General features: G+C 45.7%; 21 protein-coding genes. 16 read left to right on the top strand and 5 right to left on the bottom strand.

Annotation, left to right across the window (positions count from 1 at the left end; translation table 11 throughout):
* The first annotated feature begins 154 nt into the window (after positions 1-154).
* From rnhA to PODO_RS21430, 3 genes are read left to right on the top strand one after another with little or no spacing between them, the layout of a single operon-like run.
* Positions 155-811, top strand: a complete 657-nt coding sequence (gene rnhA / locus PODO_RS21440; protein ID WP_038572590.1) for a ribonuclease H — start codon at positions 155-157, stop codon at positions 809-811.
* Positions 812-854: 43 nt separating this feature from the next.
* Complete coding sequence (gene ung / locus PODO_RS21435; RefSeq protein ID WP_036683009.1) at positions 855-1,523, top strand: uracil-DNA glycosylase; 669 nt, start codon at positions 855-857, stop codon at positions 1,521-1,523.
* Between the two features lie 30 nt (positions 1,524-1,553).
* Complete coding sequence (locus PODO_RS21430; protein ID WP_036683006.1) at positions 1,554-1,958, top strand: hypothetical protein; 405 nt, start codon at positions 1,554-1,556, stop codon at positions 1,956-1,958.
* Between the two features lie 110 nt (positions 1,959-2,068).
* On the opposite strand, the gene PODO_RS21425 is transcribed toward PODO_RS21430, so the two are convergent.
* Positions 2,069-3,178: an AI-2E family transporter gene (locus PODO_RS21425; RefSeq protein ID WP_036683003.1), complete on the bottom strand. Its 1,110-nt coding sequence runs from the start codon at positions 3,176-3,178 to the stop codon at positions 2,069-2,071.
* A 191-nt stretch (positions 3,179-3,369) separates the two neighbouring features.
* Positions 3,370-3,642: a hypothetical protein gene (locus PODO_RS21420; RefSeq protein ID WP_036683002.1), complete on the bottom strand. Its 273-nt coding sequence runs from the start codon at positions 3,640-3,642 to the stop codon at positions 3,370-3,372.
* A 251-nt stretch (positions 3,643-3,893) separates the two neighbouring features.
* Here PODO_RS21420 and PODO_RS21415 point away from each other — a divergent pair, with 251 nt between their 5' ends.
* From PODO_RS21415 to PODO_RS21395, 5 genes are all read left to right on the top strand, one after another.
* Positions 3,894-4,658, top strand: coding sequence for a DeoR/GlpR family DNA-binding transcription regulator (locus PODO_RS21415; protein ID WP_305953507.1), 765 nt, complete (start codon positions 3,894-3,896; stop codon positions 4,656-4,658).
* A 117-nt stretch (positions 4,659-4,775) separates the two neighbouring features.
* Positions 4,776-5,687 carry a 1-phosphofructokinase gene (pfkB, locus tag PODO_RS21410; protein WP_038572588.1) on the top strand — a complete coding sequence of 304 codons (912 nt, stop codon included), beginning with the start codon at positions 4,776-4,778 and terminating at the stop codon, positions 5,685-5,687.
* Positions 5,688-5,725: 38 nt separating this feature from the next.
* Complete coding sequence (locus tag PODO_RS21405; RefSeq protein ID WP_038572586.1) at positions 5,726-7,654, top strand: PTS fructose transporter subunit IIABC; 1,929 nt, start codon at positions 5,726-5,728, stop codon at positions 7,652-7,654.
* Positions 7,655-7,830: 176 nt separating this feature from the next.
* Positions 7,831-8,331: a Crp/Fnr family transcriptional regulator gene (locus PODO_RS21400; RefSeq protein ID WP_036682996.1), complete on the top strand. Its 501-nt coding sequence runs from the start codon at positions 7,831-7,833 to the stop codon at positions 8,329-8,331.
* Positions 8,332-8,646: 315 nt separating this feature from the next.
* Complete coding sequence (locus PODO_RS21395; RefSeq protein ID WP_036682994.1) at positions 8,647-9,318, top strand: YitT family protein; 672 nt, start codon at positions 8,647-8,649, stop codon at positions 9,316-9,318.
* Positions 9,319-9,570: 252 nt separating this feature from the next.
* Here PODO_RS21395 and trhO read toward each other — a convergent pair whose 3' ends face one another.
* A complete protein-coding gene (trhO, locus tag PODO_RS21390) occupies positions 9,571-10,467 on the bottom strand; it encodes an oxygen-dependent tRNA uridine(34) hydroxylase TrhO (RefSeq protein ID WP_036682991.1) in 897 nt (298 codons plus the stop codon).
* Positions 10,468-10,769: 302 nt separating this feature from the next.
* On the opposite strand from trhO, the gene PODO_RS21385 reads away from it, so the two are divergent.
* The 3 genes from PODO_RS21385 to PODO_RS21375 all read left to right on the top strand — a co-directional run bounded on the left by PODO_RS21385 (position 10,770) and on the right by PODO_RS21375 (position 12,429).
* Complete coding sequence (locus PODO_RS21385; protein ID WP_038572584.1) at positions 10,770-11,564, top strand: TIGR00266 family protein; 795 nt, start codon at positions 10,770-10,772, stop codon at positions 11,562-11,564.
* Positions 11,565-11,610: 46 nt separating this feature from the next.
* Positions 11,611-11,844 carry a hypothetical protein gene (locus PODO_RS21380; protein ID WP_038572581.1) on the top strand — a complete coding sequence of 78 codons (234 nt, stop codon included), beginning with the start codon at positions 11,611-11,613 and terminating at the stop codon, positions 11,842-11,844.
* 336 nt (positions 11,845-12,180) lie between these two features.
* On the top strand, positions 12,181-12,429 hold the full coding sequence (locus PODO_RS21375; RefSeq protein WP_038572579.1) for a hypothetical protein: 249 nt from the start codon (positions 12,181-12,183) through the stop codon (positions 12,427-12,429).
* A 97-nt stretch (positions 12,430-12,526) separates the two neighbouring features.
* On the opposite strand, the gene PODO_RS31230 is transcribed toward PODO_RS21375, so the two are convergent.
* Positions 12,527-12,994, bottom strand: a complete 468-nt coding sequence (locus PODO_RS31230; RefSeq protein WP_155288162.1) for a hypothetical protein — start codon at positions 12,992-12,994, stop codon at positions 12,527-12,529.
* The gene (locus PODO_RS21370; protein WP_052097228.1) at positions 12,940-13,689 is read right to left on the bottom strand and encodes a hypothetical protein; all 750 of its coding nucleotides are present in this window, start codon (positions 13,687-13,689) and stop codon (positions 12,940-12,942) included. Before PODO_RS21370 ends, PODO_RS31230 begins: the two co-directional genes overlap by 55 nt.
* 238 nt (positions 13,690-13,927) lie before the next feature.
* On the opposite strand from PODO_RS21370, the gene PODO_RS21365 reads away from it, so the two are divergent.
* From PODO_RS21365 to PODO_RS21345, 5 genes are all read left to right on the top strand, one after another.
* Positions 13,928-14,374, top strand: a complete 447-nt coding sequence (locus tag PODO_RS21365) for an NlpC/P60 family protein (RefSeq protein ID WP_038574703.1) — start codon at positions 13,928-13,930, stop codon at positions 14,372-14,374.
* Between the two features lie 162 nt (positions 14,375-14,536).
* Complete coding sequence (locus PODO_RS21360) at positions 14,537-15,238, top strand: response regulator transcription factor (protein WP_038572574.1); 702 nt, start codon at positions 14,537-14,539, stop codon at positions 15,236-15,238.
* Positions 15,235-16,242, top strand: a complete 1,008-nt coding sequence (locus PODO_RS21355; protein ID WP_036682982.1) for a sensor histidine kinase — start codon at positions 15,235-15,237, stop codon at positions 16,240-16,242. The genes PODO_RS21360 and PODO_RS21355 overlap by 4 nt, the downstream gene beginning before the upstream one ends.
* An 85-nt stretch (positions 16,243-16,327) precedes the next feature.
* Positions 16,328-17,098, top strand: a complete 771-nt coding sequence (locus tag PODO_RS21350) for an ABC transporter ATP-binding protein (protein WP_036682980.1) — start codon at positions 16,328-16,330, stop codon at positions 17,096-17,098.
* Positions 17,073-19,022, top strand: coding sequence for an FtsX-like permease family protein (locus PODO_RS21345; RefSeq protein WP_038572572.1), 1,950 nt, complete (start codon positions 17,073-17,075; stop codon positions 19,020-19,022). The genes PODO_RS21350 and PODO_RS21345 overlap by 26 nt, the downstream gene beginning before the upstream one ends.
* Positions 19,023-19,036 lie beyond the last annotated feature (14 nt).

Raw genomic sequence — 19,036 nt, 5'->3', positions numbered from 1 at the left:
GATTAGTTAGTAATTTACCAATCAATCTACAAATGGTAATATAGGCCTGGACATCTCTGGCGTATAGTATGACCTGAAAAATGTGATTTATCCGATGAATTCACGAGCAATATGGATTACAATAAGTACAGGCAGTAGAAAAGGAGCATTATCCATGGCCAAACAGAAATATTATGTAGTCTGGGAAGGTAAACAACCGGGAGTCTATAGCACTTGGGCAGAATGCCAGGCACAGACAGATCATTATACCGGTGCAAAATATAAATCCTATGAATCCAAAGCAGCAGCTGATGCGGCATATAAAGCGGGCTGGAAGGGGAATTGGGGAACAGGGGCAGCTGGTGCAGCAAAGTCTAAGGGGACTAGTTCTTTTAAACGCAGTGCTACAGTAGAGACCTCTGAGGAGATTGATTACAACAGTATTTCAGTAGATGTGGGGACTCGTGGTAATCCGGGGCCTGTTGAATATAAGGGTGTAGATACACAAACGGGAGATATCATTTTCTCCTGTGGTCCGATCAAAAAGGGCACTAATAATTTAGGTGAATTTTTAGCGATTGTCCATGCCTTGGCGTTGTTGAAGAAAGAGGGAAGCGATAAAACGGTTTACAGTGATTCTGTAAATGCAATGAAGTGGGTGAAGCAGAAGAAGGTGGCAACAACCTTGCCGCGCGATTCTTCAACAGAGGAAATTTGGGTGCTTATTGATCGGGCAGAGCGTTGGTTGCAAACCAATACATATGACAATAAGGTGCTCAAGTGGCACACAAAAGAGTGGGGCGAGATCAAAGCGGATTATGGTCGGAAATAAAAAACTATATCGCTATGGTTTGGGTTAAAGGAGGAGTTTGGGGATGTTTGGCAACGATTGGGATGAGGTATTGCAGGATGAAATGCAAAAGCCTTATTTTTTAAAATTAATGGATGTACTAACAGAAGAATATAAGGAACATACCGTTTATCCGCCAAAAGAATTATTGTTCACAGCATTAAAACTAACGCCTTATAAGGAGACTCGTGTAGTTATTTTAGGTCAAGATCCTTATCATGGTCCCGGACAAGCTCACGGACTAAGCTTCTCTGTCAATCCGGGGGTACGTATCCCTCCGTCACTGCGCAATATTTATGCAGAGCTGAAGGAGGACGTCGGTGTGCCTGTTCCGAACCACGGCTCTTTATTGCACTTAGCAGAGCAGGGAGTGTTGTTGCTGAACACCGTACTGACGGTACGTGAGGGTGAGGCGGGTTCACATAAAGGTCTGGGCTGGGAGACATTCACAGACACCATAATGCAAAAGCTGAATGAAAGAACTACGCCCATGGTATTTATATTATGGGGGAGTCATGCGCAGAAAAAAGGTGCTTTCATCGACCAAAGCCGGCATAAGGTGCTGCAATCACCTCATCCAAGCCCTCTCTCGTCGCATCGTGGATTCTTTGGCAGTCGTCCGTTCTCGAAGGCCAATCAATTTCTAGAGTCGCAGGGTATGGAAGGAATAGATTGGTTCATTCCGGACTTATAATTTATGGAGTGATGCGAAGGGGAGGTAGCTATGAAGCATTGGGTAGGTAAACCCGTTATAATGTACTGCGGAGAGAAACCTTATACCATTATGAAGGGAATCCTGCGCAAATGGGACCTTTCCGCATCGGTGGCGGTCATTGGCCATCAGGAAATTGCTGTGCCGTTTCGGGATATTGTTGTTATTAAGGCTCTGGCTCCAAAAGAAAGAGCTCTGCCTCCAGTTCTCCATTCCGTGGGTTATGTGATGAGGGATCGGCAGCAATTTGACAATGCAGTGTATTTTAAATCGGCGGTCAGCGTCTGGAAAGAGGATCAGCTTATTGCCTTTAATACGATTATTACCTCACATACGAAAGGTTCAGTTACACTTCAGAACGGCCAAAACCTGATGAAGGGCAATCACATCTTTGTAGTTCGTTCTTTACGAGGGTGATTTCAGGAACCTGTAAAGAATAAAAAAGGGTACGACTCCGAGTGATTGGAGACGTACCCTTTTTTATTTTATAGTTAAGCTCCGCCCGTTCACGAAGTAGATTACAACCGTTATAGCTCCTCTTTTTTGATAGGCTCAGCTTCATCTTTACGGTCTGCAATAATAATCTCATACACGCGCAGGAAAACAATTTTTATAATCATATAAACAGGGAGCGCAATAAGAACTCCGATAATACCGTAGAAGTCTCCACCTATAAGGACAAGGATGACCGTAGTCAGTGGATGAACATCCAATGATTTTCCGTAAATAATCGGTGAGAGTACATTATCCTGGATCTGCTGGGCAATGAAAATTATGACTAGAGACCATATGGCCATCGTCGGTGATTCAATGAAACCTACTATTATTACCGGAATCGCTGCTAAGAATGAACCCACATATGGAATGAAGTTAAGAGGCACTGAAATTACGGCGAGCAACAGGGAGTAAGGCAGTCCGATGATAAGGAATCCTATATATAACATAATACCGAGTACGACATTTAGCACCACACGTGTGACGATGAAGCTGCTTAAGGCGCTGTCGATATCTCCAAGCATCTCTTGGCCTTCCTTCCGATATTTTCTCGGAATTAAGCCTTGAAGTTTAGGCGATAGCTTATAGTCATCTTTTAGCATGTAGTACAGAATGATGGGCAAAGTGGCGATTAACACTACAATGCTGGAAACAACGCCAATCAAATTGGACATGGAATTGGTAACCCAGGTAATAGTATCGCTAAGAAATTCTGATAAACGGGCCGCGACGTCAGAATCCCCTTTGAAAAAACGTGACAGTGTCGGATTCTCCCTCAATGCATTGAACTGATCCTGCAAACCTTGCACGAGGTAGGGAGTGTTATCAATAAAGTTCTGAATTTGTTCTTGCAGTGTCGGCCAGACTAGAATCCAGAAGAGAACGAACAAGCCCGCAATCAGAAAATAAATGAGCAGGATGGAGAACGCCCGGTTTAATTTTCTTTTCTCTAGGATTCTTACTAACGGACGCAGCAGGTAGTACATAAACCCTGATAACATCATGGGAACAAGTAATAATTTGAAAATGGCACCTAGTGGCGCGAAGAGAAACATTACTTTGGAGCCTAAGTACAAAATCAGTAAAAAGGCGATAATAGCAAGGCTTGTCCGAAAATACTTCTGTTGTGGCAATAAAAACATCCCCCAAAATTCAAATTTATATCTATGTAGTTTAATAACCCTAATTTACAAGTATTGATTCAAAAGCGTGTAATTCCTTATAGGTAGTTCTTGGCATACCCATATAGAGGTTCTAGTTACAAAGGTTACGCCAAGTAAAAAGATCGCAATATAACAAGGGTATATCACTACTTCGCTGCTTTTTTCGTGGATTATCTTGACTTTCGTTTATGAGATTTTCTAGTGGATAAAGTGAAGATTTCAGGAACTACCTCCTCGCCTCCAGTTTCTTTGGTAACTTGTCTTGCTTTAACAAGAGATAAAAAGGAAAAAATCTCACCTAATGCTACAAGTCCAGCTGCGATGATCTCATAATCCTCAGCGCTAAGTTCTGCGGATTCCACTGGATTAGTGTTATTGGTGGTCCCATTCTTATTAGCATTGCTGTTACCGTTATTTCTCCCACGGTTTCTTCCATTGGCCATTTCTGATCACCCGCTTTTCCCGGTATGTATTATTAATATGTTATAAATGCCGTATATGAGATAGGCAATTGGGATGTAATTTTGCACTGTCTCTTTTTAGCACTTTACATAGGATGAAAACGCTGTTAAAATCATAAACGAGCACAAACGATCAATAACGGTCACATATAATCAATTAACGGTCAAGAAAATTCATAGATGAGCGCAAGGAATTGCACAGGTCGCGCTCTCACATAAAGGAGCGAGCCACGATGATGTTTGAGGAAGAGAGAAAACAAAAAATCGTGCTTTTTGTGGAAAAAAACTCAAGAGCTTCTGTACAGGAGCTAAGTCAGGAAATGGGCGTATCCGAGTCTACTGTGCGCCGTGATCTGAAGGAGCTGGAAGAAGCCAAGCTATTAAAGCGTACTCATGGCGGAGCGGTTTCCTTGCAGAGTGTCAATTTTGAGGCGGCTTATCCTGATAAGGAAGATCATTTATTGGATGAGAAGCAACGGATTGCCCGCAAAGCAGTGGAGATGATTCAGGAGGGTGACGCTATACTGCTTGATGCAGGAACAACAACACTGCAGATTGCCAGAGAGCTGAAGAACTTTTCGAATATCAAAGTCATTACGAACTCGATTATGGCGCTGAATGAGCTGCGGGATTGCCGCAATATCGAAGTCTCAATTACAGGTGGTATGCTTCGCCCGGATACGATGGCTTTTGTTGGACCGATGACAGAACGTTCCTTAGATATGGTGAGAGTGGATAAAACTTTTCTTGCTACTAATGGACTGGATTTGCGGGAAGGCATCACAACCCCGAACATGTTAGAGGCAGCTACAAAACGCAAAATGATCGCAGTCGCCAAGCAAGTTATTCTACTGGCAGATCACAGTAAGCTGGGGCAGGTATCCTTTAGCAAGGTTGCTGATGTGACGGAAATGGATCATTGCATTATAGATTCAGGAGCGTCTGACAAATTCATCCGTGAGATCACGCAATTGGGTGTGGATTTCACGCTGGTATAAATTCTATATAGGATAAGCAATTATGAATTACCGTGTGATCGTTTGGAGAAATTACAGATGCCGTATTTTTGATCGGTAATCTATGGCTTAGAAAACCAACATAATTGAGGGATAATCATGATCTATACTGTAACGCTTAATCCTTCCATTGATTATATCGTGGAAGTGGAAGATTTGAGACTGGGTGACTTGAACCGGATGAAACGTGATTTGAAGCTTCCCGGAGGGAAGGGGATTAACGTATCCCGAGTGCTTAAACAGCTTGGGGTTCAGAATAAGGCTATGGGATTCCTTGGCGGCTTCACCGGCCGATATATTGAGGATTGGTTACACGAAGAATCAATTTCAAGCGATTTCGTGTTTGTTTCTGATGATACGCGGATTAACATCAAGCTCAAGCATGGAGAAGAAACGGAGATTAACGGTGTTGGACCCGCCATTCTTGATCCGGAAGCCGATGCACTATTGCAAAAGCTGGCTGCTCTGAACGCGGAGGATGTAGTGATTTTGTCGGGAAGCGTTCCCCCATCACTGGGTGCAGATTTCTATGACAAGCTTATATCTGTGTGCAAACAGAGTGGAGCGGAATTCGTCATTGACACTACTGGTGCTGCACTTCAAAAAGCGCTGGCGTATCAGCCATTGCTGGTTAAACCGAACCATCATGAGCTTGCAGAGCTATTCGGCGTAACAATAGACACGAGGGAAGAGATTATTACTTATGGACGCAAGCTGCTGGATGCAGGAGCGAAACATGTACTGGTTTCCATGGCGGGTGAAGGGGCTTTGTTCATTACGGAGCAAGGGGTATACCACGCCAACGCACCAAAAGGTAAAGTGAAAAATTCTGTAGGTGCAGGGGATTCCATGATCGCTGGTTTTGTAGGGACACTGTCTTTGACAGGAGACTTGTTGGAGGCGTTCCGTGCAGGCGTTGCCTCGGGTAGTGCAACCGCATTCTCTGATGATTTAGCGGACAGAGAATTCATTGAACAGCTGAGACCGCTGATCCAAATCTCAGAAGTGTAAGCCGACAGCATTCAAAGTACTTAAGGGAGTTGAACATGATGAAAATAACGGATTTAATGATAAAAGAAACTATGATCATGGATCTAAAAGCTACAACTAAGGAAGCTGCAATTGATGAATTGATTGCAAGTCTTGCTGCTAGTGGCCGAATTAATGATCCGATCCTTTTTAAAGAGATGATTCTGAAGCGCGAAGAGCAATCCAGTACTGGGATTGGTGGCGGTATCGCGATGCCGCACGCTAAGACTAAAGCGGTAAATGAAGCGACGGTTGTATTTGCTAAGAGCGCAAAGGGAGTGGAGTTTGAATCCCTTGATGATGAGCCAGCACGTATCTTCTTTATGATTGCCGCTCCAGAAGGAGCAGGCAATATGCATCTTCGTACACTGGCCTCATTGTCCAGACTACTGATCGATAGCGAGTTCATTGAACAGCTTATGAATACTCAGACTCCGGATGAGGTATCAGCTTTGTTTGATGCCAAGCAGGCGGAAGGCGAAGCTAAGGAGAAAGAGAACGAAGCCGCTGAAACTGCCGCAAAGTCAGAGCCTGAACGTGTAATCGTGGGCAACCCGGATTCCCAAGCTTTTGTCGTAGCTGTAACTGCTTGTCCTACAGGCATTGCGCACACTTTTATGGCTGAAGATGCCCTTAAGAAAAAAGCTCTAGAAATGGGAGTTAATATCCGTGTAGAGACGAATGGTTCAGAAGGGGCCAAAAACGTACTCACCCCTGATGAGATTCGGCGTGCAAGCGGTGTAATTGTTGCAGCTGATAAAAAGGTGGAAATGGCCCGTTTTGACGGTAAACCTGTACTGCAAAGACCGGTAAGTGATGGCATCCGTAAGTCGGAAGAGCTTATTCGTAAAGCTATGAATGGGGAAGCGCCGATCTATCACAATGAAGGTCGCGGTGGCAATGACGAAGGGTCTAAAGAGAAATCTGGCAGTATCGGCAGTAAAATATATAAGGACTTAATGAATGGGATCTCCCACATGCTTCCGTTTGTAGTCGGTGGCGGTATTCTGCTGGCAATCTCCTTCCTGATTGAACAAGTAGGTGGAGCAGATCATCCGCTGTTCCAGTTACTGCAGACAATCGGTGGCGGAGATGGTGCCTTCCATTTCCTAATTCCAGTCCTTGCTGGATTTATAGCGCTTAGCATTGGTGATCGTCCGGCTCTGATGCCAGGTATGGTTGGGGGCTACATGGCCTTGAATTCCAATGCTGGGTTCCTCGGCGGGCTGGCTGCTGGTTTCTTGGCGGGTTATGTAATTATCGGACTACGTAAAGTATTTGCAGGTCTGCCTAAAACACTTGACGGACTGAAGCCGATCCTGTTATACCCGGTATTCGGGCTTCTAATTACCGGTGGATTGATGTATTACCTGTTCGATCCGGTCTTTAGCTGGATCAATGTCGGACTGATCGATTGGCTTAATGATCTTGGAACTGTTAATGCTGTTATTCTGGGCCTGGTTCTCGGTGGCATGATGGCCATAGATATGGGTGGACCTTTCAATAAAGCTGCTTATACTTTTGCCATCGGTGTATTCACTACCAGTGGCAATACCAACGGCTTCATGATGGCTGCTGTAATGGCCGGGGGGATGGTGCCTCCACTTGCAATAGCACTGGCTTCTACTTTCTTTAAGAATAAATTCACGGAAGAAGAACGTAAATCAGGCTTAACGAACTATGTGCTGGGCTTGTCGTTCATTACGGAAGGGGCCATTCCATTCGCCGCAGCCGACCCACTTCGTGTCCTAACCTCTTGTATTCTTGGTTCGGCCGTTGCTGGAGGTCTTACACAGCTTTGGAATATCAACGTGCCTGCTCCGCATGGCGGGATCTTTGTAGCTGCCCTTTCAAGCCACGCGCTGTTGTTCCTGTTGGCTGTTCTGATCGGTTCGGTCATCTCCGGATTGATGCTCGGATTATGGAAGAAACCGCTTGAAGCAAAGTAACTTTATAAGTAAATTGAACTGCTGGGTGCCAGAATTTTCATTCTGGTGTCCAGCAGTTTTTGCATGGTCTTTAATCTACCCCTTTCCTCGCCCATAGGTAGATTTATCTCCATAAATGAGGTTTAATTTTATATAATTGAAAATATATATAATCAGAAGGAAAAGGAGCGAGCGAGATGATATTACATAAGGGGGAAGTCTTGTTCCGCCAAGGAGACAGCTGTGATTTTTTATTTAAGGTAAAAAGCGGGCTGTTCAAGGTCACAAGACTTCATGAGAATGGGAACATGGTGTTATTTAACATCCTGTATCCTGGTGAGATGGTTCCCCATCATTCACTCATTTCGCCAAAGGAGGCGCATGGAACGGCAGTTGCGATGATGAAGAGCGAGGTGGAGGCAGTTCCATCAGCAGAATGGTATCAACAGCTGCGGGATGATCCTGGTCAAGCGATGGAAATCGCCAGACTGCTTCAGGAGAAGGTACGGTTTATGCAGACACGGCTGGATCATCTTACTGTAGGTACACCTGCAGAACGTATGGAATTGCTAACCCGCTGGTTTAATGACTATTCTCATGGCGCAGCGCTAACAGAGTTATTGACCCAGGAAGAAATAGGGCAATTGATCGGTGTAAGACGTGAAACAATCAACCGTTTGCTGCGGAGTACAGAGTGATTCCTGCTTTTTTCTGGCAAACTGTTTAGAGTAGGGTGGCTCCGTGGTATAATGTAAACAGAACTTATCAAATTAGAGAAAGGATCAGGATACCATGTGTCCCCGAAGGACGATTCCCCAAAGGACGATTTGGAAACGTTATGATCTGTCTTATACTTAGCTTCCCTGTAGAAGGTGCGTAAACCGTTGTTACTTGACGAACCGCCTCTGCGAGGGGAAGGAGTATATATATGCGAAGGAGCAATACCTCCGGTTTTACCCGTCGTAGAGGTTGGTGGGACGTCTAGCCGCCATATACGATAAGGGGAGACCTGTATGAGGAACCACAATTACGGAGTGAATGTACTGCTCCGATTGACAGTCATTTTGTTTGGAACATTTTTGCTTGCATTTACTTATTATCACATCAATTTTCAGAATCATTTGTCAGAGGGCGGATTCGTAGGATTATCGCTGCTTGGCAAATATGTATTAGGAATTTCACCTTCGATTTCAACTCTGCTTCTAGACGTTCCAGTACTCTTGATAGCATGGATGTTCAAAGGGAAAGCGTTCGTGTGCAACACTTTTGTTTCTGTAGGAGCTTTTACAATCTTCTATGGTCTCATGGAACGTTATTCCGGTTTGGTCATCAACTTGCAGGACAATTTGGCATTAGCAGCTCTTTTGTCCGGCGTACTGACAGGTTTAGGAGCGGGAATTATCCTGCGGAGTGGCGGGGCTAGCGGTGGAGACGATATTTTGTCGCTGCTGGTTAGTGAATGGAAGGGAATCAAAGTAGGTACGGTATTCATCATGATGGATGTAATCGTTCTGGCACTATCACTCTTTTATATGCCTGTTAAAGAAACGATGTATACAGTGATGGCTGTAGTCGTAGCTGGCTATGTAATCACTTTTACAACCTCTTTAGGCAAACCAAAGCTAGTGAAGTCGCCAAAGATTCAATCTACTTTGCGTAAACCTCATGATGGTACGGTAATGTGAATAAGGCTGTATAAACAGCTTATTTGGGGATATACTACATTTAAGGTCAGCCAGAATTTCTGGTTGACTTTTTTTTGTTGGATATGACGTATTTTAAAGGGTGCAGTCCTAGGGGCGTTGTTCGGACGTTTCGCTCATAACAAAAGATGGCGTACAGTGAAAATCCTGCACGCCACCTTTTAGTTAACTTAAGACTCACTTGTGCTCGTCTTTGAATCGTGTAGAGACATTTGCGACCAGCTTGTCTTTTATTTAGCCCACGGTATTCGTGATAGCTTCGCATTCGTCCGAACAATGACCACTGTGCTGTGTTTCACAGTCCTCACAGCAAATATGCTGAAGATGACAAGCATCATTGGCGCAATTGATAAATTGGTCAGCTGGCTGACCGCAGTGATGGCAACGTCCGACAACGATATCCTCGTCGGTATGATTAATCTGTACGGAGATCCGCTCATCGAAGACATAACATTTTCCATCAAACAGTTGGCCCTGTACCTCAGGGTCTTTACCATAAGTCACAATGCCGCCATCCAACTGGTACACCTGCTCAAAGCCTTCCTTCATCATAAACCCGCTTAATTTCTCGCAGCGGATCCCGCCTGTACAGTAGGTCAGGATTGGTTTATCCTTAAGGTCGCTCATATTCTCGCGAATCCAGTCCGGGAATTCTTTGAAGCTGTCTACTTCGGGGCGGATGGAGCCGCGGAAATGACCAAGATCGAATTCGTAGCCGGTACGACCATCCAGAATCACCACATCGTCGCGCTGCATCATTTCGTAGAAATCTTTAGGCGCCAGATGCTCTCCGGTAATCACGTTAGGGTCCAGTTCATCCTCGACCCGGAACGTCACGAGTTCCTTTTTATAACGAACGAAGATCTTTTTGAAGGCATGAGCATCAGCCTCATCGATCTTGAAGACGATATCGCTAAACAGAGGGTTTGCGCGCAAATCCTTCATGTATTGCTCGGTTTGGGCAACCGTACCTGATAGTGTTCCGTTAATGCCTTCATCAGAAATGAGAATTCGTCCCTTTACATCAAGCTCTTTGCAGTAAGCCAAATGCTCCTGGGCGAATAGTTCTGCATCCGGCACTTTTACAAATTTATAGTATAGCAGAATTGCATATTCCGATTGTGGATTCATTCATTTCACCTTTATCATTAGAATTAGACTACTAAATAAACATTTAAGTATAAAAAGTATTGTAACATATTATCAAGTATTGACAAGAGATGTGGTACAGTAACCTGAAGAAAGCTGGTATAAATATCATTTTTCAGGGATACCAGGATTAAGGTCAGCCAGAACCTCTGGTTGATTTTTTCTGCAGGATATAGGCGGTTTTCATGGATAGTTATGATTAGCGAAACCGTGAATCGCAACGCACGTATATATTTTCATTCATAAGTCACATGATGACTTTAATTATAAGGAGGAACTGCGGGATGAGTGCTCATGAGATTGATTATGCCATTATGGGTGAGGAAATACAGTGTGTAGAGGTGCAGCTTGACCCAGGAGAGAGTGTAATTGCCGAAGCCGGGAGCTTCATGATGATGGATCAGGAAATAACAATGGAGACGATATTTGGTGACGGCAGCGGAGGCTCGCGTGGAAGTGGCTTGATGGGGAAGCTGATGGGCGCGGGCAAACGTCTGTTGACAGGTGAAAGCTTGTTTATGACCGTCTTCACACACAGTGGTTCTTATGGGCGTAAAAGTGTTACCTTTGCTGCTCCGTATCCAGGCAAAATCATCCCGCTCGACTTGCAGCAATACGGTGGAAAAATCATCTGTCAAAAGGATTCGTTCCTTTGCGCGGCAAAGGGCGTTTCAATCGGTATTGAATTTCAGCGTAAGCTGGGTACTGGCTTTTTTGGTGGGGAAGGTTTTATTATGCAAAAGCTGGAGGGTGATGGACTTTCATTTGTACACTCTGGCGGTTATGTTATGGAACGCACACTTCAACCGGGAGAGACGCTTAAGCTGGACACTGGCTGTCTAGTCGCTATGACGTCTTCGGTGGATTACAATATTGAGTTTGTAAAAGGGGTCAAAACCGCGCTGTTCGGCGGTGAAGGCCTGTTCTTCGCAACGTTGCGCGGACCCGGCAAGGTGTGGGTACAATCGCTGCCATTCAGCCGAATGGCCGATCGCATCCTGTCCGCTGCCGGCAACAGCGGTCGGAAAGAAGAAGGAAGCGTGCTTGGTGGGCTTGGTAATTTGCTGGATGGCAGATAAGTCTGCGTGAGCGCATTGCATAGTGTGGAAGTAGAGGATATATGGAATGTGGAGTGAGCGTGGAATTGCTGAGCATATGAGGCAAAGAGCTTATGAGATGTGGAGTGAGCGTGGAAATACTGAGCATATGAGGCAAAGAGCGCGCGAAATGTGGAGTGAGCGTGGAAAGCATATGAAGCAAAGAGCGTACGAAATATGGAGTGAGCGTGGAAATACTGAACATATGAGGCAAAGAGCGCGCGAAATGTGGAGTGAGCGTGGAATTGCTGAACATATGTAGCAAAGAGCGTCCGAAATGTGGAGTGAGCGTGGAAATGCTGAACATATGTAGCAAAGAGCGTACGAAATATGGAGTGAGCGTGGAAATACTGAGCATATGAAGCAAAGAGCGTACGAAATGTGGAGCATACGAGGTTTACAACATTACAAGAGGACGCATCGTTTCAGCGGTGGTGCTATATTGGGATGGTGAAACAAGGGCAGAAATGCCCTTGTTTTGCTGTAAAGGTTTAGTATCGCGCTAAAGAAGGGCGAAAGTACTTTTGATTTGCTCGAATGAGCTAGTGTGACGCGAAAGAAGGGGAAAAGTGCCTTTGATTTGCTCGAATGAGCTAGTGTGACGCGAAAGAAGGGTAAAAGTGCCTTTGATTTACTCGAATTAGCTAGTGGGACGCGAAAGAAGGACAAAAGTACCTTTGATTTACTCGAATTAGCTAGTGTGACGCGAAAGAAGGACAAAAGTACCTTTGATTTGCTTGATACTGCAAATGAACGGTATAAATCCCGTAGAATAGAGCCGATCGAGCGTATACGGTCAGATGAGCGGTATAAATCCCGTAGAATGGAGCCGATGGAGCACATATAGCCAAATGAACGGTATAAATCCCGTAGAATGGAGCCGACGGAGCACCTATAGCCAAATGAACGGTATAAATCCCGTAGAATGGAGCCGACGGAGCACATTAAGCCAAATGAACGGTATAAATCCCGTAGAATGGAGCCGATGGAGCACCTACAGTCAAATGAACGGGATAAATGCCGTAGAATAGAGCCGATCGAGCGTATACGGTCAGATGAGCGGTATAAATCCCGCAGAATAGAGGCGATCGAGCACCTATAGCCAAATGAACGGTATAAATCCCGTAGAATGGAGCCGACGGAGCACATATAGCCAAATGTACGGTATAAGTCCCGTAGAATGGAGCCGACGGAGCACCTATAGCCAAATGAACGGTATAAATCCCGTAGAATGGAGCCGATGGAGCACATATAGCCAGATGTACGGTATAAATCCCGTAGAATGGAGTCGATGGAGCGTATATGGCCAAATGAACGGTATAAATCCCGTAGAATAGAGGCGATCGAGCGTATACGGTCAAATGTACGGTATAAATCCCGTAGAATGGAGCGGATGGAGTAGTTGCGGCCAAAGGAGCGGTATAATCCCATAGAATAGAGCCGATCGAGCGTATACATCTCTATAAGCGCTATATATCCACAGATAAGTTACTTCAACAAGCAATAAGTTACTTATGTTCGATGGGATATCACCGTTCGGCGTTTGCAATATCAACTCTAAATTGTCCTCCACTACCGTTATCGCTGCCACTGCTGCCACCACCACTGCTGCCACTGCTGCCACCACCACTGCTGCCACTGCTGCCACCACCACTGCTGCCACTGCTGCCACCACCACTGCTGCCACTGCTGCCACCACCACTGCTGCCACTGCTGCCACCACCACTGCTGCCACTGCTGCCACCACCACTGCTGCCACTGCTGCCACCACCACTGCTGCCACTGCTGCCACCACCACTGCTGCCACTGCTGCCACCACCACTGCTGCCACTGCTGCCACCACCACTGCTGCCACTGCTGCCACCACCACTGCTGCCACTGCTGCCACCACCACTGCTGCCACTGCTGCCACCACCACTGCTGCCACTGCTGCCACCACCACTGCTGCCACTGCTGCCACCACCACTGCTGCCACTGCTGCCACCACCACTGCTGCCACTGCTGCCACCACCACTGCTGCCACTGCTGCCACCACCACTGCTGCCACTGCTGCCACCACCACTGCTGCCACTGCTGCCACCACCACTGCTACCACCACTGCTACCACCACTGCTACCACCACTACTGTATTCTTAAACCAATTTATAGTTTGTTAAAGCCGTAATGGGCTATGCTCATTTACGGTTTTTTATGTTTTTGTAAGTAATGGTTGGCTGAAGTAGATGACCACTCAGGTAGGATTGGGATAGTTTAATTAATAACTATATAATACCAGTTCATGAGTAGCTGGTTCAGGTATGATGTGTTCAACACTAAATCGTACTTTGGAGGAATGTATATTGGTAATGGACGTGGAATTTGGCAAGGAAATTGAGAATGCTATTAGTTGGGCTAAAGAGCGGCTGGGGTCGCAGGAGTATCCGCTGCGTTGTCTTGCTTTTGTTGAAGATGCATATGAAAGAAGCAATGGGATCGAAATGTGGGAAGGCAGCGATGCACGTGAATCCGCTGAGCTGTACGATGCGCACAAGAACACCGGGGCTCCGCCAGCTGGCGCGTTTGTTTTTTATACTTGCTCAGGTTTGGTGGACGGTGAGCTTAAGGATTGGGGGCATGTAGCTTTGGCCCTTGGGAATGGCGAGGCCATTCATGCCTGGGATAAAGTAAGGATAGATCACTACATGGAAATTTGCCATCTGCAAGCTGCTCCAGGCTGGAGCCAACCAGAACTTATCGGCTGGGCACCTGTAGAGCGAGTTCTTGCCGGGATTCAGAAGAAACAATGGGACTAGTTGATATCCGCAAACCTAACTTATCCAAGAACCTAGAAGGTGCCGTAAATAGGTGCTTCATGGGTTCTTTTTTCTTCCTTCTGATTTGACTAACCCTATGCACGGTGTATATATTATTTGGCAGACCCCCTTATATTGTTAAGGCTGGACCGGAGGTATGATATGTTTAAAATATTTATTATAGAAGATGACCGTGGACTTGTGGCTTTGCTGCAGGATTATTTACATAAGTTTGGATATGAAACGCAGGCGGTGAGTGATTTTGAGCGGGTCCGCACTCAGTTTGAAGCGTTCACGCCACATCTGGTGCTTCTTGATGTTAATTTGCCAAAATACGATGGTTATTACTGGTGCCGCCAGATTCGCGGAATTTCAACCTGCCCTATTCTTTTTATATCTGCCCGCGATGGCAAAATGGACCAAGTAATGGCGCTGGAAAATGGAGCCGACGATTATATCACTAAGCCTTTTGATTACGAAATCGCGATGGCCAAAATCAAAAGTCAGCTGCGGCGCGCCTACGGCACCTATGCCGGAGGGAATAATGAACGCACACTGAACGTTGCGGGAATGACGCTGGATGTAGAGCGGCTAATCCTTACCCGAGGCGAAGCTAAAGTGGACTTAAGCCACACGGAAGCCAAAATACTAGATGAGCTGATGCAAAAGTCCGGAGTCATCGTTACCCGGGACAGGCTGCTCGAAAAAATCTGGGATGATCAAGCCTTCGTGGATGAAAATACATTAAATGTATATGTTACACGTGTACGCAAAAAACTTGCTGCTCTCGCTATCACAGATGGACTACAAACCGTGCGCGGTCAAGGCTACCGTTTGATTCCGAATTGGGGGGATGAGGAATGAAGTTGTTTTTACGGGAACAGTTCCCCCTGATCGTGGTTTATCTAGCCCAGCTAGTCCTGATCACATTAGTGTATCGGCTGGATGGAGGCAGCGGTCTGAATGTAAGTTTATATGCCGCGCTGCTCAGCACTTGTCTACTGATTGGCTACCTCGCTTACCGTTATGTCACCAATCGCACGTTCTACGAACGTTTGGAGACTACGCCCTCCTCTCTCGATGAGGCAGGTGGCCCTGCACAGGATTCTCCGCTAGCCGTAAGCTTGCGAGGTTTACTGGGGTCGCAATTCCGCCTCTACAAAAATGATTTGCACAGCTACCGCCACAAATTAGAAGAACATATTCACTTTATTAATCAATGGGTACATGGCATGAAGACGCCGTTGTCTGTCATTCATCTGATCATTCAGGATAAGGATGGCCCTCCTTTTACGGCAATTGGTGATGAACTGGATCGTCTGAAAAAAGGACTGGATACCGTGCTTTATACGGCCCGTCTGGATACTTTTGAACACGATTTCTATGTGGAACGGCTGAATTTGGAGACAATCGTGCGTGGTGTGACCTCTGAGCAGAAGCGGCTTTTTATTCGAAAAAGAGTTTTTCCAGCTATACAAATAGATGAGCAGATTACCGTAACTACGGATGAAAAATGGCTCACTTTTGTCCTTACGCAGCTGATTACGAACGCTGTACGTTATACGACTGAAGAGGGCAAACATGTTTTTTTCCAAGGGATGGTCACGGAAGATAAGCAGACTGTGCTTGAGATCCGGGATGAAGGAGTGGGCATACCAGCAGGAGATCTGCCGCGCGTGTTCGATGCATATTTTACCGGGGTGAATGGACGAACCTTCCAGGAATCTACGGGGATGGGTTTATATCTCGTGAAGCAGATCTGCGGCAAGCTTGGACATGAGGTGAGTATTCGTTCCGAAGAAGGAAGCGGGACCACCGTGCGGATTGTATTTAGGGAGCAGCATATAACAAACCTTACAAATGTGTAAGGGCATTGTAAGTTTCAGAAATAGCAGCCCATGTGTACACTTTGTATAATGAAGGCAATCCAGTCGAAAGAAGGAGAGGTAACACTTGCCCATTCTAGATGTTCATAATTTATCAAAAATATATGAGGGTAAAGTGTCCACTCAGGCGCTGAATCATATCCGCTTTTCTGTAGAAAAGGGGGAGTTCGTTGGCATAATGGGCCCATCAGGGAGTGGGAAAACAACGCTGCTCAACACGATTGCCACCATCGACCAACCGACCTCCGGTCAGATTCTGATCAACGGGCGAGATCCTAATCTGCTTAGCAGAAAAGAAAAGGCACTTTTTCGCCGTCATGAGCTAGGCTTCGTCTTTCAGCATTTTAATCTACTGGATACGCTCACTGTAGAGGAGAACATCGTATTACCTTTAACGCTTGCAGGTGCCCGTGTCCCAGAGATGGAGAGCAGGCTAAAAGAGGTCACTACCTTGCTTGGCATAGAACATTTGCTGAAGAAGCGCACGTATGAGGTCTCAGGCGGACAAATGCAGCGGGCGGCTATCGCCCGGGCGATGATTCATCGTCCAGCGTTAATTTTGGCGGATGAGCCCACAGGCAATCTGGATTCCAAAGCCTCAGGGGAAGTCATGAATATGTTGACAGAGGTGAATAAGGAAGAAGGAGCTACGGTGCTGATGGTCACGCATGATGCAGTGGCTGCGAGCTTTTGCAACCGGGTCATCTTTATTAAAGACGGACGTTTCTATAGTGAAATGTACAAGGGCAGTAATAGAGGCGCTTTCTTCCAAAGTATTATTGATATGTTGTCTCTGCTTGGGGGAACCAGCCATGACCTTTCGGCAATTCGCTTATAGGAATGTAACACGTAATAAACGCAAATATGCCGCTTATTTTGTCGTCAGTGCTTTTTCGGTGATGATCTTTTTCGTGTGCGCTTTGTTTATTTACCATCCGGATATTTCAAAGAGCTTAATTTATAGTACGGCGGCTCATACGATGATGGTGGCAGAGGCAATTATTTATGTCTTTTGTTCTTTGTTCGTGCTCGTATCCGTTGGATCCTTCCTGCAGTCGCGGAAGATGGAGTTCGGAATTTTATTGATGCATGGAATGACGAAGAGACAGCTAAACACCATGGTTTTTCTGGAAAATATGATGATCGGCACCTCTGCCATCCTGACGGGTACCCTTCTCGGGTTACTTCTGGGCAAATTATTCCTGATGATCGGATCCACTTTTTTGGGAATTCCCCTGTTAACCTTTCATCTCCCATGGCAGGCACTTGTGCTTACGATCTGCAGCTTCGTGTTATTGTTTTTTCTGATATCGCTTTGCACCTTTGTTTTTATCGGCAATGAGTCACTGATGCGTCTGTTTCAGGGAGAACGTAAGGCAGAAGAAGAACCCAAAGTATCGTTTATATTGTCATTTATCTCTGCTGTACTGCTGATCAGTGGTTATTATATGGCGGCTACTGCAAAAGCTGCTTCCGTAGAGAAAGTCATGTTTCCGGTCGTTGCGATTACGGTTATCGGGACGTATCTCTTTTATACCCAGCTAAGTATTTGTGTGGTTAAGCTGCTTAAGGACATTCGGCGCTTGTATTGGCATCGTACGAATATCATCACTTTATCGGGCTTGTCCTACCGCTGGAAAGAGAATGGCCGAATGTTTTTTATGGTGACGATTGTATCCGCAGTCTCCTTCACTTCAGTAGGGGTATTTGCATCGATACATACACTTTCCAGAGAGCTGAAATTGGATTATCCTGCAGCAGTGGGTTATGTAGCTAAAGGAAATCAGGCGGATGAACCCTTTGATCAGCATCTGAACGAAATTAAGGAAGAGCTCAAGACGCACGGACTCCCTTATGAAGCGCTTAGTATCCCGATTAAATATGCTGAGGTCGAAGCTCAGACTGGACCCGATCGCACTTTACGCCTTCCCTTGATTGCTTTTAGTGATTATAATCTCGCCCTGCAGCGTGCAGGTTTCACAACGGCTGAGCGTGCTCTGGTGGGCAACGAAGGTCTGGTGATGATTGGTTCACAGCGGGATCGCAGTTTAACAGAAGGCAGAGTAAAAGCGGTCTATTCCTTGCAGCAAGGACTTGCCATTAAAGAAATAGGTTATACCGCGCAAGTCCCCATTGCTGAATATTTATTGCCGGAGCTGGATGGTAGAGATGGCGGGGATTTTAGTGGTGTCGTGATCAGTGATGAGCTCTACAGCGCTATTGATCCCGTGCAGACGGATCTTTATACAGGTTTTTATGTAGAGGATTTTCCACAGACGGTAGGTATCGCAGATGATCTTGCCCATAAAGGCAAACAGTCCTATGAAAGTGATTCTCCGTATGCGATTGTGATCAGCGGCACGCTGTTTGAGCTTCAGAAAACATTGTATAACACAATGCTTTTTGCTTCATTGCTGGTGGGTACTGTCTTTTTTATCGCGGCAGGCAGCTTTCTTTACTTCCGGTTATATACCGATCTTGATCATGATCGCAATCAATATTCCACTTTGTCCAAGATGGGGCTTACGGATAAAGAACTCAATCGAATAGTCACAATTCAGCTCGCTCTATTGTTTTTTGTGCCGGTCGGAATAGCTATTTTACACAGTGTGTTTGCCTTTATTGCGCTTCAACGGTTGTTCTACTTATCTATCGCAACGGAGACAGGCGCGGTGTTACTCGGATATTTGGCTGTTCAAGGACTATACTTCTTTTTTATTCGCAGCCGCTATTTACGCAACCTGAAGAAGAACTTGATATGAGAAATGGGGGTAAC

Origin of the sequence: Paenibacillus odorifer, from assembly GCF_000758725.1 — a bacterium.
Taxonomy (GTDB): domain Bacteria; phylum Bacillota; class Bacilli; order Paenibacillales; family Paenibacillaceae; genus Paenibacillus_AQ; species Paenibacillus_AQ odorifer.
Note: the sequence above shows the minus strand (reverse complement) of the source record. Positions and strands in the feature narration are given on the sequence as shown.

What these genes read in the sequence shown, in the direction of transcription:
- PODO_RS21360 (WP_038572574.1), top strand. Translation starts at nt 14,537, where the DNA reads ATGTTTAAAATATTTATTATAGAAGATGACCGTGGACTTGTGGCTTTG.
- PODO_RS21345 (WP_038572572.1), top strand. Translation starts at nt 17,073, where the DNA reads ATGACCTTTCGGCAATTCGCTTATAGGAATGTAACACGTAATAAACGC.
- PODO_RS21380 (WP_038572581.1), top strand. Translation starts at nt 11,611, where the DNA reads ATGTGGAGTGAGCGTGGAATTGCTGAGCATATGAGGCAAAGAGCTTAT.
- PODO_RS21405 (WP_038572586.1), top strand. Translation starts at nt 5,726, where the DNA reads ATGAAAATAACGGATTTAATGATAAAAGAAACTATGATCATGGATCTA.
- trhO (WP_036682991.1), bottom strand. Translation starts at nt 10,467, where the DNA reads ATGAATCCACAATCGGAATATGCAATTCTGCTATACTATAAATTTGTA.
- PODO_RS21425 (WP_036683003.1), bottom strand. Translation starts at nt 3,178, where the DNA reads ATGTTTTTATTGCCACAACAGAAGTATTTTCGGACAAGCCTTGCTATT.
- PODO_RS21420 (WP_036683002.1), bottom strand. Translation starts at nt 3,642, where the DNA reads ATGGCCAATGGAAGAAACCGTGGGAGAAATAACGGTAACAGCAATGCT.
- pfkB (WP_038572588.1), top strand. Translation starts at nt 4,776, where the DNA reads ATGATCTATACTGTAACGCTTAATCCTTCCATTGATTATATCGTGGAA.
- PODO_RS21430 (WP_036683006.1), top strand. Translation starts at nt 1,554, where the DNA reads ATGAAGCATTGGGTAGGTAAACCCGTTATAATGTACTGCGGAGAGAAA.
- PODO_RS21400 (WP_036682996.1), top strand. Translation starts at nt 7,831, where the DNA reads ATGATATTACATAAGGGGGAAGTCTTGTTCCGCCAAGGAGACAGCTGT.
- ung (WP_036683009.1), top strand. Translation starts at nt 855, where the DNA reads ATGTTTGGCAACGATTGGGATGAGGTATTGCAGGATGAAATGCAAAAG.
- PODO_RS21395 (WP_036682994.1), top strand. Translation starts at nt 8,647, where the DNA reads ATGAGGAACCACAATTACGGAGTGAATGTACTGCTCCGATTGACAGTC.
- PODO_RS21415 (WP_305953507.1), top strand. Translation starts at nt 3,894, where the DNA reads ATGATGTTTGAGGAAGAGAGAAAACAAAAAATCGTGCTTTTTGTGGAA.
- PODO_RS21385 (WP_038572584.1), top strand. Translation starts at nt 10,770, where the DNA reads ATGAGTGCTCATGAGATTGATTATGCCATTATGGGTGAGGAAATACAG.
- rnhA (WP_038572590.1), top strand. Translation starts at nt 155, where the DNA reads ATGGCCAAACAGAAATATTATGTAGTCTGGGAAGGTAAACAACCGGGA.
- PODO_RS21355 (WP_036682982.1), top strand. Translation starts at nt 15,235, where the DNA reads ATGAAGTTGTTTTTACGGGAACAGTTCCCCCTGATCGTGGTTTATCTA.
- PODO_RS21365 (WP_038574703.1), top strand. Translation starts at nt 13,928, where the DNA reads ATGGACGTGGAATTTGGCAAGGAAATTGAGAATGCTATTAGTTGGGCT.